The organism is Pseudomonas sp. AC211 (assembly GCF_979258055.1).
The window spans coordinates 3,558,422-3,570,576 of record NZ_OZ409830.1 but is presented as its reverse complement, the minus strand read 5'-3'; the positions used below and the strand labels follow the sequence as shown (position 1 = coordinate 3,570,576).

The window sequence follows — 12,155 nt, the reverse complement described above, 5'->3', positions numbered from 1 at the left end:
GTTCGCGGGAATGACGGTGGAGATTAAATGGACCTCCGTCATTCGCGCGCAGGCGGCGGTCTGACGATTGGAACCCAGAGTGCTGCGGCAGACGCGGGTGTTTGGACAACCCACAAAAAAACCCCGCACAAGGCGGGGCTTTTTTCACAATCGATCAGGCGTTAACTGCCCTTAACTGCCTTGCCATCGACGCTGCCGTCTTTGAGCATGATTTGATATTCCTTGCCGTCTTTCTCGACCTGATACAGGCGAACCAACAAGTAATTCCAATCTTTGGCAAACCACAGCACGGTTTTGCGGCTGCTTTGGGTCGGGTCGCGCACGCGTTCGACTTTGATGGCGTCGACGCTGCCGGCCATGGTTTCGACTTTCTCTTCGCCCAACACGCGGAAGTCGTAGGTTTCGATTTCGCCGCCATCAACCACTTGGTAGCTCATGGTTTTTTTGCCGGCCGCGACGTCGGCTTGCAGCACCACTTGATAGGTGGATTTGTCTTGCACGCCACGGTTGAGTGGCAAGGACACCTGATCGCCACGGTCGCTGCCGATGACTTTCTTGGCTTCCCAGTCGAAGTCCAACTCAACCGATTTGCCCTTGCCCAGGCCGCTGCGTTCGTAGCGGTAGGTTTGTGGCAGGAAGGCGTTGTTGTCGATGCGGAAGGCGCTTTCTTCGGTAAGGCCGGCCACCAACATGGAGGCTTTGAAGTTCAGCAACCAGCGGCCGTCTGCTTGTTTTTGCAGACTGCGCTCGGCAGTGCCGCTAACGGGAAGCTGTTTCCAGTCGGCGGTGTAGCTGGCCGAAAAGGGTTTCAGCTCCAGGGCCTGCGCCGGCAGGGTGAGCACGGCGAGGACGAACAGCAAGGCGCGACGCATAAAGTCTCCTAGGTTCGAATCAAATGGCCAGTGGCCGGTAACAACTGCTGGTGGAGCATTGCCCCCTCGCGGGTGAGTTGCAAGTCGCCGGTGGCGAACCAGCGAACCGCGAGCGGGTAAATCTGGTGTTCTTGGACGTGCACGCGGTTGGCCAGGGTTTGCGCCGTGTCATCCGAGCGCACCGGCACAACTGCTTGTACGACCAGAGGCCCTCCGTCGAGTTCCTCCGTTACAAAGTGCACGGTGCAGCCGTGCTCGAGGTCGCCAGCATCCAGCGCGCGCTGATGGGTGTGCAGGCCTTTGTATTTCGGAAGCAGGGAAGGATGGATGTTCAGCAAGCGCCCTTCGTAGTGCCGCACAAAGGCGCCGCTGAGGATGCGCATGAAACCCGCCAGCAACACGAGCTGCGGTTGGCAGCTGTCGATCAGCGCCATGAGCGCGGCGTCGAACTGTTCGCGGTCGGTAAACGTGGTGTGGTCGAGCACATGGGTGGCGATGCCGGCCGCCTTGGCCCGTTCCAGGCCATAGGCGTCGCTGCGGTTGGAGATGACGGCGCAAATCCGCGCGGGGCTGTGCGCTTGCGCGTCAGCACCGCCGTGGAGATCGTCGATCAATGCCTGCAGATTGCTGCCCGAACCGGACAGCAGAACCACCACGTTGCAGGGCAAGGCGTCTGGCATTAGTGGGCTTTCAGGTTGTTCAGCATAACGCGCTCGGCATCGGCTGCGCCGGCGTTGATCTGGCCGATCACCCAAGGCTGCTCGCCGCTGGCACGCAGGTTGGCCAGAGCCGCTTCCACGTGTTCCTGAGCCACGCAGATGACCATGCCCACGCCGCAGTTCAGCACGCGGTGCATTTCGGTTTCGTTGACGTTGCCTTGCTGCTGCAGCCAGTCGAACACGGCCGGGCGTTTCCAGCTGGCCACATCGACCACGGCTTGAGCGCCGTCTGGCAGTACGCGCGGAATGTTGTCCAGCAGGCCGCCACCGGTGATGTGCGCCATGGCTTTTACCGCGCCGGTGTCTTTGATCAGCTTGAGCAGCGGTTTGACGTAGATGCGCGTCGGTGCCATCAGCAGTTCAGTCAGGGCTTTGCCTTCGAGCTGAACGGTTTCGATGTCGGCACCCGACACTTCGATGATTTTGCGGATCAGCGAGTAGCCGTTGGAGTGTGGGCCGGATGAAGGCAGGGCGATCAGGGCGTCGCCGGTTTGCACCTTGGAGCCGTCGATGATTTCAGACTTTTCCACCACGCCAACGCAGAAACCGGCCAGGTCGTAATCTTCGCCTTCGTACATGCCTGGCATTTCGGCAGTTTCGCCGCCAACCAGCGAGCAACCGGCCAGTTCGCAACCGGCGCCAATGCCGGTGACCACGGTGGCAGCTACATCCACGTTGAGCTTGCCGGTGGCGTAGTAGTCGAGGAAGAACAGCGGCTCGGCCCCGCACACCACCAAATCGTTGACGCACATGGCGACCAGGTCCTGGCCGATGCTGTCGTGTTTGTTCAGGTTCAAGGCCAGGCGCAGCTTGGTGCCCACGCCGTCGGTGCCGCTGACCAGGACCGGCTGTTTGTAGCCAGCGGGGATCTCGCAGAGGGCGCCGAAGCCACCCAGGCCGCCCATCACTTCCGGACGCGCGGTGCGCTTGGCCACGCTTTTGATGCGCTCGACCAGGGCTTCACCTGCATCGATATCGACGCCGGCGTCCTTGTAGCTAATGGAGGGTTGCTTGCTCATAGATCCAGGCCTTTAGAAAGGGATGTTCGGGGAGCGACCGAGACAGGCGTAGGCACTTGGCCAGCGCGCAGAAGAGGCACGGTCTGCGAAGGCGCGCGATTTTATCAGGCTTGCCCGTAGGCGGCCATCCGCGCAGCCGGATGGCCAGAAAATTAATAAAGTTGCCCCGGCCTGCCCTATAAACGAAAGCGATCGACCGATAACGACAGCTGCCCGGCCAGACCCGAGAGTTCATCGGTGGTGTCCGCGGTTTTGCCGATCACCGTGCTGTTACTGACCGACATGCTGGCGATGGTTTCTACCTGATGGGCAATTTCGTTGCTGGCCAGGCTTTGTTCGCCGATGGTGCGGCTGATGTCGTTCACCAGTTGCGTGGTGCTCAACGTGGCGGCCAGGATTTCGCGAATCGCCCGTTCCACATCGGCGGTCACGGCCATGCCTTTATCCACCTGGGCAACGCCGGCTTCCATGCTGTTGGCGGCCTCGCGGGTGCTGGTCTGGATGCGCTGCACCATGGCGGCGATTTCCTGCGTAGAAGCGCTGGTGCGGCCCGCCAGGCTGCGCACTTCATCTGCCACCACGGCAAACCCCCGGCCCTGCTCGCCGGCCCGCGCCGCTTCAATGGCGGCGTTAAGGGCGAGCAGGTTGGTTTGGTCGGCGATGCCCTTGATCACCTGAATGATGCTGAAAATCTGCTCGGACTCTTGGTCCAGCGTGCGGATCACCTGCGCTGATTGCTGCACGGAGCGGGCGATGCCGTCCATGTCTTGCACCACTTGATGAATCACTTTGCCGCCGTCGTTTGCCAGGCGCTCGGCCTGGTTGGCCATGTCCAGCGCCTGACCGGCATGGCGGGTAATTTCCTCGATGCTGGCGGTCATTTCGCTGGCAGCAGCGGCCATGGTGTTGGACGCCTCGCTTTGTTGCGTGCTGCTGTTGGCCACCTGGTGGCAGCCGGCGCTGAGTTGCTGGGTGAGGCTGTTGACGTTGTTGGCGTTGCTGCGCACCACGCCGATCATGTCGCGCAGGTCGCGTTGCATGGTGGCCAGGCTGCGGATCAGCGCGCTGGCTTCGTCCTGGGTAGCTGGCTCTTCGATGCGCCGGCTGAGGTCGCCCTGGGCGATGCTGGTGGCAATTTCACTGGCAGCGAGCAGCGGTCGCATGATGCCGCGAATGATCCATGCGCCTTGCAATACCAACAGCACCAAGCTCGCTATTAACACAACGGTCAGCGTGAGGTTGGCGGTGCTGATGGCGCTTTCGGTGTCTTTCGAGGTTTGCCCGGTGTTGCTCTCCGATCAGCTCGCTGAGGGCGGCCATTTCGCCTTCCAACTTGCTGAACGCCGCGTTGAACGCGGGCAACTGCCCTTGTGCCGCGTCGGGGTTGGTGAGCGCTTGGGCGACGATGGCTTCGGCGGCAGCGATGTAGGAATCAAGGCTGGGTTTGACCGTGTTCAGTCCAGCCTTGATTGCCTCGTTCACCGGCAATTTCAGGTTGTCGGCCAGCACCTCGCGAAAATGCCCGGCGTGTTCTTCCAGGCTACTGCGTGCTTCGGCAGCGGTGGTGGGGCTTTTGCCCAGCCCCACCAACATGGCCGCCAACACATCGGCGCGCAGGGCGTCGTGCATCATGTCCGCTTCCATATGGTTGCGCAGGGCATTGAGGCTGGTCTGATTGGCTCGTACGGCATCGGCCACGTGGTAGTTACCCACGAAGCCAACCAGGCTGAGAATCAGCGCAGCCAGCAGGCCGGTACCCGTTAATAGCAGCAAACGTAATTTTATCGACACCGCAAGTACCCTTCCTTTGTTGGCCAAACGGCGCCCGTGCTGCTCGCCTAGTGTGCTTATGTGCTGCGTATCGGCCGGCCGCTGCGCTTGTTGAGCGGGGCGTTTGATTAGCTAGTTAAGCCGCAAACGTCAGGGCGTGCCGGTTGTGCGGGTTATATGCGCTCGACAGCCCCCAAGTCGCCTGTTTAAGGTAGGGCTCTTTGCATTAAGGTAAGGCGCGTTTTCGCAGCGCCGCACCGCCGTCATGCGACTGGCCACTAGCGCTGGCGCCCCTTTCCGAGCCGAGAGCCCATCATGCGTTTGTCCGCCTCACTGTTCAGCCCGTTACTCGCCCTGAGCTTGTCGTTGTGCAGCCTCGCGTCCCAGGCAGCGAGCGTTGAAGACCTCTATCAAGTGCGCCAACCGGTGACCAGCCAGCAACCGCAGGAACGCGCCGCCGCCCTCAGCAGCGCCCTCGATACGCTGGTGCTGCGCCTGACCGGCGACAACAAGACCCTGAGCAATCCGGCCATTGCCGAACTGCGCAAAGACCCGCAGCAACTGGTGAGCCAATACGCTTACGAGAACGGTCCTCCTGAAGTGCTGGTGGTCGACTTCGACGCCATCAGCACCGACCGCAGCCTGCGTCAGGCCGGCATTCCATTGTGGAGCCGCCAACCGCCCTGCGGTGCTGGCTTGGTGGCTGAACACCACGGCCGAAGGCGCCAGCCTGGTGGGCGACAGCCAGCCAGCGGCCACGGCGCTGCAACGTGCCGCGCAAAACCGTGGCTTGCCGCTGCGTTTGCCAATTGCCGATCTCAACGAACAACTGGCCGGTACCGCTGAAAACCTGGCGGCGACCAATGCCGATGCATTGAAAGAACCGTCTGCCCGCTATGGCGCCGACGCCTTGTTAGCCGTAAACGCTCAGGAAGACGCAGGCAAATGGCAGGCGCAATGGCGGTTGTGGATGGGCGAGAGCCGCGAGCAGGGCAAAGCCGAAGGTGCCGACGCCGATGCGCTGGCCGACGCAGTAATGCTCGCCGTTAGCCAACGCCTGGCCACCCACTTCGTCGCGGCGCAAGGCGCGGCCCAAGCGTTGACCTTGGATATCCAGGGCGCCGACCTCAACCGCTACGCCGAACTGCAACGCCTGCTGGAACCGTTCGATGCCCGCCTGCAAAGCGCCGTGGGCGATCGCCTGACCTACCAAGTAAAAGCCAGCCCCGAACAATTGCGTGCGCAACTGGCCTTGGCTCGCCTGCGCGAGTTGCCGCCAGAACCGGTTGCCGCTGCGCCGGTAGACGCCAGCACCGCGCCCGCCGGCCAAGCGCCAACACCTACGCCAATGGCGCCTGCACCGGCTAGCAACGTGCTGCATTACGGCTGGTGAATTCCTTCTCCCTTGAGGTTGTTGAGCATGACTGACTCACGTCATTGGCCATGGATTGCCGCGCTGGTTGTGCTCGGTGTTCTGCTGTACGCCATTCACCCAATACTTTCGCCCTTTCTGATCGGCATTTTGCTCGCCTACATGGGCGACCCGCTTGCCGACCGCCTGGAGCGCTGGAAGCTGTCGCGCACCTGGGCCGTGATTGTGGTGTTCAGCGTATTTACCCTGATTCTTGTGATCGCCCTGCTGGTGCTGGTGCCCATGCTTGGCAAACAACTGGTGCGCCTGTACGAACTGGCGCCGCAGATGATCGATTGGGCCCAGCACAGTGCGCTGCCGTGGGTACAAGCCAAGCTTGGCCTCTCGGACGGATTCTGGAAGTTCGATCAGGTTAAAACGGCGGTCACCGAACACCTGGGTAAAACCACCGACATTGTTGGCGCGGTGCTGGCCTCGGCCACGGCTTCAAGCCTGGCGTTGCTCGGCTGGCTGGGCAACGTGGTGCTGATTCCGGTGGTGAGTTTTTATCTGCTGCGCGACTGGGACGTCATGGTCGCCAAGCTGCGTGGCCTGCTCCCTCGCAGCCGCGAAGGCTTCATCGTGCAGTTGATGGGCGAATGCCACGAAGTGCTTGGCGCGTTTCTACGGGGGCAACTGCTGGTCATGCTCGGCCTCGGCGTGATTTACGCCAGTGGCCTGATGCTGGTCGGGCTGGAGCTGGGCCTGCTGATCGGCGTAATTGCCGGGCTCGCCAGCATCGTGCCGTATATGGGCTTCGTTATTGGTTTTGGCGCAGCGATCACGGCCGGCCTGTTCCAATTTGGCCCGGAGTTGTACCCCTTGCTGGGTATTGCCGCCGTGTTCACGGTCGGCCAATTGCTCGAAGGCATGCTGCTCACGCCGCTGTTGGTGGGCGACCGCATTGGCTTGCACCCGGTGGCGGTGATTTTTGCCATTCTCGCCGGCGGCCAGCTGTTCGGCTTCACCGGCATTCTTCTCGCGCTGCCGGTGGCGGCGGTAATCATGGTGCTGCTGCGTCATGTCCACGACTTCTATAAACAGTCGGATATGTATGACGACGGGCAGCCAGTGGAAGTGGTTGAAGTTGTCGAGGTAGTGCCCGTACAGCCCGAGTAGCGGTTTCTCAGTGTTCAGCGAAAACGTCAGGTGGTTGGGTTCGCGAAGGAGCCTACCACCTGTTTGCGTTTCAGGGTTTGGTGTTATGCGCCGCATGGTCGCGGACCGCGGCTCTACTGACCGCTCGGCCCACGCCTTGGGACAACACATACCCGCCTATCCCACCCAGCAAGGTGCCTAAGGTGTTTTCGGTTAGCAGCTTCGACATGCCGAGCACGCAGATCACGATCAATATCACCATCACGGTGGCGAATTGAATGACCTGGCCCGAGGCGATCAGCTCCACTTGTATTTCTGACGGAAATATCCGCACCGCCAGAAACATCAAAATGCCAAAGGCGCAGAACACGCCGATGATGAACCCGAGCTGGTCCGCTACTTTTGTGGCGGGGGCACTTTGCTCTTCGATCGATTTCATCAGCAGGTCCCGATACTGTGACCACGCTTCGCTCAGCGCCTTGGCTCGCGGCGCTCGTTCATTGATAGCGGAAATCTCTTCGGCCAGTTTTTTGCTGGCGATGCTGATGGTGGATTTCAACTGGTTGCGCATCGTCTCAAATGCATTCTTATCGCTGTATTTCTCGCAGATAACTTCAGGGCTTAGCGCCAGGAAATGAACGACGTCGGCAATGGTCGTCGCTTCGCTTTCGTTGAGTGATTGATCTTCCTGAGGCGCGGAAAAAATATCGAAGGCGATGGTGTTGTCGAACTGCAGCAGTTGGCGCCGGATGATCAGAATGTTCTCGGCAATATCCGTTTCGCGGCAGTCTTTAATCACGTCAGGGAGCTTGTTCATCGCCTCCGCTGTTCGGCTTCTGATGCTATCCACGGATATTTTTTCGAGCGCCATCAGCTCTTCAGGAATGCGGGCATAGCGTTCGGCTGCTTCCCGCGCCTCGGCGAGGGCTTCTTGATTTAACGCCGCGCTTTTTGACGGTGTGAGCTTGCGGATTCGATCAATCTCGCGGCTGGTGGACTGCTCCGAAACAAGCACTTCGGAACCGCTCGCGCTGACGGAATAGGCGGCGCGGGCATGGCCAGCCAGCGCCAGTAAACACAAAAGAAAAATAGCCACTGTTGCGTAAGACGACGGGGCGGGTGCGTTTTTCAGAGTGGTCATGATTAGGGTCTGATGGGCTGAGGGATGTGAGGCGCAAGCGCCGCTTTGTTCGGCGGCGATGGCCAGGACGCTCGGCAATCTAAACCAGGCTTGTTGGGCGGTGGGTACGCCCTAAATTGGCGACGGCTATCAAGCAACAGGCATTGATAGGGAACGTCTGCTGACAGCTGGGGACGTTCATCAGGAGCGATTGCGCGGCAGCCATCCGCACTGTCTCTTCAAGCGAGGCCGCGCGCGGCTTTGAGCGAAGCGCTAGACGAAGGGGGCCGCTCTTACATGCGACCGATACCGATATGTGGCTCGCGAGTGGTTCGCGAAGATCGGGAAACTCCTCGCGCTCAGTAGAAAGGGGCCTACGGATGTTTAGCCAGGTTCACGCGGCTGTCGCTGCCGCCGCTGCCTCTTCTGTCGATGCTTTTGCCATCAATGACTTAGCGCTCAGAAGCCGATAAACTTCTGCCCCCTTTGTCGCGCGCCTTCCTGGCGCCGCCCGGAACCGCCCGATCCTGCATGAAACCGATACAGCTGCCCCTTGGCGTGCGCTTGCGCGATGACGCCACCTTCGCGAACTACTACCCCGGCGCCAACGCCGCAGCGCTTGGCTATGTGGAGCGTTTGTGCGAGGCCGACGCGGGTTGGACGGAAAGCTTGATGTACCTCTGGGGCAGCGATGGCGTAGGCCGAACTCACCTGTTGCAAGCGGCGTGTTTGCGTTTCGAACAGCGCGGCGAGTCGGCGGTGTATTTGCCGTTGGCGGACGTGGTGCAGCTGGGCCCGGAGCTGCTGGATAACCTGGAGCAGTGCGAGCTGGTTTGCTTGGACGATCTGGATGCCATCGCTGGCAATGCCGTGTGGGAAGAGGCGCTGTTCCACCTGTTCAATCGGCTGCGTGACAGCGGTCGGCGGCTATTGCTCGCAGCGGGGGCGGCGCCTCGCGAGTTGCTGGTGCAGTTGCCAGACCTCAAGTCGCGCCTGACCTTGGCGCTGGTGTTCCAACTGCAAACCCTTTCGGACGAAGACAAACTGCGCGCCCTGCAATTGCGCGCCTCGCGCCGAGGCTTGCACCTGACCGACGAAGTCGGGCGCTTTATCCTCACCCGCGGTACGCGCAGCATGAGCGCGCTGTTTGAATTGCTGGAGCAACTGGACCAGGCCTCGTTGCAGGCGCAGCGCAAGCTGACGATTCCGTTTCTGAAAGAGACGTTGGGCTGGTAACAGCAAGCTCGGCTGGCGTTTTCGTCGTCTTCGCGCAGGTGGCTTCCGGAATGTTTCGTCGGGCGCGGTTTCAGCGTTTCCAAGAATCGCGGCTGAAGCCGCTCCTACCAAAATGTGCGATCTGTACGAGCGGCTGGGCGGCATTCCGATTAACCGCGAAGCTTTTAGATTACTCGCCCGCCAACTTCCGGTCGTGCTGAAAAACGCCAGCGCGTGTAGAGCAGCGCGCTGGTGAAAAGCGCCAGGCTTAGCAGCGGCTTCGCTCCAGCCCAGCCAACTGCGGTGCGGGTCGAAGGCGGCGAGCACGCCTTTGATGAAGTACAGGTTAACGACGAAACAGGTCCAGGCATGGGCACGCGCGTTGCCCATCAGCAGGCCGGGGGCGAGCAGGGCCAGCGGGCCGAGCTCGATGCACAGAATTACCCAAGTGCGGGCGCCATGCAGGTCGGCGTAAACCAGATTCCACGTCAGCAGCAGCGCCGCCAGAGCGAAGAAGGCTCGATGAGCGTGAGCACGCGGCTGACTTTCAAACGCGGCGCCAGCCAGGACAGCTCGGGCAATGGCTTCGGGGTGTAAGCCACGGGTGTTCTCCAACGGCGCGCGCAGGCGCAAGGCGGTCTCGGCCAGGCGCTTGCCCAGGGCTCGGCACAAGCTGATTTCGTGTTCGTCGAGCGGGCGTTTGCCATCCTGCCCCGCATGGTGGCTGGCGCCGTAGGCGTGCCGCCGCCACGGGTTTCCAGCAACGCGCCTTCGCTGTAGGCGCAGCCCGGCGACGAGCATGCCGCGGTGCAGCAGCGGCAACATCATCGACAAGCAACGTGCTCTCCTGGCCGCCATGCAGGCTGGCGGTGGAAGTGAACACACCGGCAGGCTTTACCCACCAGTTCGCCGGTCAGCCACAGGCCGCTGGTGCCGTCCAGAAAGTATTTCAGCGGTGAGGCCATATTGCCGAAGCGGGTCGGGCTGCCAAGGATCAAACCGGCGCAGTTCTTCAAGTCATCCAGCGCGGCGTACAGCGCGCCCTCGGCCGGAATGCTCGGGGCCACCGCTTCGCATTCGGTGGAGATGGCCGGCACGGTGCGCAGGCGGGCATCGATGCCGGCCAGTTCCACGCCGCGCGCGATCTGCTTGGCCATTTCAAGGGTCGCGCCGTTACGGCTGTAATAGAGAACCAGAATGTACGGCTGGCTCATGGCAGCAACTCCAAAATGCGCTCCGGTGGACGGCCGATGACGGCCTTGTCGCCCGCGACGAGAATCGGTCGTTCGATCAGTTTCGGGTGTGCGGCCATGGCGGCGATAAGTTGCGCATCGCTCAGGCTGGCGTCGGCGAGATTGAGGGTTTTGTATTCGTCCTCACCGGCGCGCAGCAGCGCGCGGGCAGAGAGTTGCAGTTTGTTCAGCAGCGCGGTGAGCTCGGCCGCAGATGGTGGAGTTTCGAGGTAGCGCACCACGGTCGGTTGCAGGCCACGGGCTTCAAGAAGCTCCAGCGCGCCGCGAGATTTGCTGCAACGCGGATTGTGATAAAGCGTCAGGTCGGTCATGTGCGTATCGCATCTTGCCTAGGGTGGCGGCTATTCTACCCGCGTCGGCAGCCAGGCCTGAATACGGCGTTGCGCGCACGGGGCGATTTACTACTGAACAAGGGAGAGGGCATGCGCCAAGGTTTCGATGATTTTGTGGAATTCTGGCGATTTCTCCTGCATCGCTTTCTGGCCGATCACGGCCCCAACAGCGCGGCAGCTCTGACGTACACCACGCTGTTCGCCGTGGTGCCGATGATGACCGTGACCTTCGCCATGCTCTCCGCTGTGCCGGCTTTTTCCGGCGTGGGCGAGCAGATTCAGCATTTCATCTTCCATAACTTTCTGCCCGCCTCCGGCGAAATGGTGCAGGAGTACCTGAACAACTTCACCACCCAGGCGCGGCAACTCACGTGGATTGGCGTGGTGTTTCTCGCGGTCACGGCGTTCGCGATGTTGGTGACGGTGGAAAAGGCGCTGAACAATATCTGGCGTGTGCGTCAGCCGCGTCGGGGCATTTCCAGCTTTCTGCTGTATTGGGCGATTCTCAGCCTCGGCCCGCTGCTGCTCGGCGTGGGGTTTGTAGTGAGCACCTACATCACCTCGCTGTCGCTGATTTCCGGGCCGGACGCCGCTATTGGTGCGCAGGCGCTGCTGCGTCTTACCCCGCTGATGTCGAGCATGGCGGCCTTCACGCTGATTTACGCCTCGGTGCCCAACACCCGTGTGCCGTTGAAAAACGCCTTGCTCGGCGGAGTGTTTGCGGCGGTGTTGTTTGAAGTGGCCAAGGCCCTGTTCGGGTTGTATGTGCGCCTGTTCCTCGGTTTCCAGCTTATTTACGGCGCGTTCGCCACCGTGCCGCTGTTTCTGCTGTGGCTGTATCTGTCGTGGTTGATCGTGCTGTTTGGCGCAGAGCTGGCGTGCAACCTCGGTTCGTCCCGGCACTGGCGCCGTCGCGCCTTGCCGCGTTTGTTGGTGACGCTGGGGCTGCTGCGCATGTTCCACGATGCCCAGGTACGCGGCGAAGTGCTGCGCCTTAACGATGTTCACGGTCAGGGCTGGCGGCTGCCTGAGGATGAGTGGGACGAGATCGTCGAGTTTTTTGAGGGCGAGTTGCTGATCTGTCGCGCCAGTGGTGGCGGCTGGGTGCTGTGCCGCGACCTCGGCCAGTACACGTTGCATCAGCTGTTGCTGCATTGCCCCTGGCCGCTGCCGCGTTTGGAACAACTGCCGGCGCAAATGGATGAAGCGTGGTATCCCGGCTTGCGCGCTGGATTGAAGGCCTGCATGACGAGCAGGCCGAACTGTTCGGCGCTAGCTTGTTGCAGTGGCTGCAAGCGGCGGACGAGCAAGTGTGGCGGGGCGGACTGACAAAAAGTGTCAGTTTG

Annotated in this window: 9 protein-coding genes and 4 pseudogenes; 4 read left to right on the top strand and 9 right to left on the bottom strand. The window is 61.3% G+C overall.

Translation table 11 applies throughout. The annotated features are described in order from the left end of the window. Window positions 1-161: 161 nt before the first annotated feature. From ACZZZP_RS16930 to ACZZZP_RS16910, 5 genes are all read right to left on the bottom strand, one after another. On the bottom strand, window positions 162-872 hold the full coding sequence (locus ACZZZP_RS16930; protein WP_463383528.1) for a DUF3108 domain-containing protein: 711 nt from the start codon (window positions 870-872) through the stop codon (window positions 162-164). A gap of 8 nt (window positions 873-880) precedes the next feature. Then, window positions 881-1,552 carry a phosphoribosylglycinamide formyltransferase gene (purN, locus tag ACZZZP_RS16925; protein WP_463383527.1) on the bottom strand — a complete coding sequence of 224 codons (672 nt, stop codon included), beginning with the start codon at window positions 1,550-1,552 and terminating at the stop codon, window positions 881-883. Next, window positions 1,552-2,610 carry a phosphoribosylformylglycinamidine cyclo-ligase gene (purM, locus tag ACZZZP_RS16920; protein ID WP_463383526.1) on the bottom strand — a complete coding sequence of 353 codons (1,059 nt, stop codon included), beginning with the start codon at window positions 2,608-2,610 and terminating at the stop codon, window positions 1,552-1,554. The genes purN and purM overlap by 1 nt, the downstream gene beginning before the upstream one ends. Before the next feature lie 176 nt (window positions 2,611-2,786). After that, complete coding sequence (locus ACZZZP_RS16915) at window positions 2,787-3,773, bottom strand: methyl-accepting chemotaxis protein (protein WP_463536960.1); 987 nt, start codon at window positions 3,771-3,773, stop codon at window positions 2,787-2,789. Continuing rightward, window positions 3,748-4,401, bottom strand: a complete 654-nt coding sequence (locus ACZZZP_RS16910) for a hypothetical protein (protein WP_463536722.1) — start codon at window positions 4,399-4,401, stop codon at window positions 3,748-3,750. Before ACZZZP_RS16910 ends, ACZZZP_RS16915 begins: the two co-directional genes overlap by 26 nt. 294 nt (window positions 4,402-4,695) lie before the next feature. On the opposite strand from ACZZZP_RS16910, the pseudogene ACZZZP_RS16905 reads away from it, so the two are divergent. Together ACZZZP_RS16905 and ACZZZP_RS16900 are read left to right on the top strand one after the other, a co-directional pair. Further along, window positions 4,696-5,773: pseudogene (locus ACZZZP_RS16905) on the top strand (DUF2066 domain-containing protein). A gap of 27 nt (window positions 5,774-5,800) precedes the next feature. After that, window positions 5,801-6,910 (top strand): AI-2E family transporter, encoded by a 1,110-nt coding sequence (locus ACZZZP_RS16900; RefSeq protein ID WP_463383523.1) that lies wholly within the window; start codon window positions 5,801-5,803, stop codon window positions 6,908-6,910. Window positions 6,911-6,980: 70 nt separating this feature from the next. Here ACZZZP_RS16900 and ACZZZP_RS16895 read toward each other — a convergent pair whose 3' ends face one another. Further along, a complete protein-coding gene (locus tag ACZZZP_RS16895) occupies window positions 6,981-8,030 on the bottom strand; it encodes a hypothetical protein (RefSeq protein WP_463383522.1) in 1,050 nt (349 codons plus the stop codon). A gap of 510 nt (window positions 8,031-8,540) precedes the next feature. Here ACZZZP_RS16895 and hda point away from each other — a divergent pair. Further along, window positions 8,541-9,245, top strand: a complete 705-nt coding sequence (gene hda / locus ACZZZP_RS16890; RefSeq protein ID WP_122493941.1) for a DnaA regulatory inactivator Hda — start codon at window positions 8,541-8,543, stop codon at window positions 9,243-9,245. A 169-nt stretch (window positions 9,246-9,414) separates the two neighbouring features. On the opposite strand, the pseudogene ACZZZP_RS16885 reads toward hda, so the two are convergent. The 3 genes and pseudogenes from ACZZZP_RS16885 to arsC form a co-directional block, all read right to left on the bottom strand. Continuing rightward, window positions 9,415-9,826, bottom strand: a pseudogene (locus ACZZZP_RS16885) (DUF2069 domain-containing protein). A 22-nt stretch (window positions 9,827-9,848) separates the two neighbouring features. Beyond that, window positions 9,849-10,438, bottom strand: a pseudogene (wrbA, locus tag ACZZZP_RS16880) (NAD(P)H:quinone oxidoreductase); the annotation flags it as partial. Further along, entirely contained in the window at window positions 10,435-10,788 is a 354-nt protein-coding gene (gene arsC, locus ACZZZP_RS16875; protein WP_463383520.1) for an arsenate reductase (glutaredoxin), read from the bottom strand. The gene arsC and the pseudogene wrbA, both read right to left, overlap by 4 nt. Before the next feature lie 111 nt (window positions 10,789-10,899). Here arsC and ACZZZP_RS16870 point away from each other — a divergent pair. Next, window positions 10,900-12,101: pseudogene (locus ACZZZP_RS16870) on the top strand (YihY family inner membrane protein); the annotation flags it as partial. Window positions 12,102-12,155 lie beyond the last annotated feature (54 nt).

Bases quoted from the DNA above. Each gene is read 5' to 3' on its own strand.
- arsC (WP_463383520.1), bottom strand. From the start codon at position 10,788: ATGACCGACCTGACGCTTTATCACAATCCGCGTTGCAGCAAATCTCGC.
- purN (WP_463383527.1), bottom strand. From the start codon at position 1,552: ATGCCAGACGCCTTGCCCTGCAACGTGGTGGTTCTGCTGTCCGGTTCG.
- purM (WP_463383526.1), bottom strand. From the start codon at position 2,610: ATGAGCAAGCAACCCTCCATTAGCTACAAGGACGCCGGCGTCGATATC.
- ACZZZP_RS16895 (WP_463383522.1), bottom strand. From the start codon at position 8,030: ATGACCACTCTGAAAAACGCACCCGCCCCGTCGTCTTACGCAACAGTG.
- ACZZZP_RS16930 (WP_463383528.1), bottom strand. From the start codon at position 872: ATGCGTCGCGCCTTGCTGTTCGTCCTCGCCGTGCTCACCCTGCCGGCG.
- ACZZZP_RS16915 (WP_463536960.1), bottom strand. From the start codon at position 3,773: ATGCGACCGCTGCTCGCTGCCAGTGAAATTGCCACCAGCATCGCCCAG.
- ACZZZP_RS16900 (WP_463383523.1), top strand. From the start codon at position 5,801: ATGACTGACTCACGTCATTGGCCATGGATTGCCGCGCTGGTTGTGCTC.
- hda (WP_122493941.1), top strand. From the start codon at position 8,541: ATGAAACCGATACAGCTGCCCCTTGGCGTGCGCTTGCGCGATGACGCC.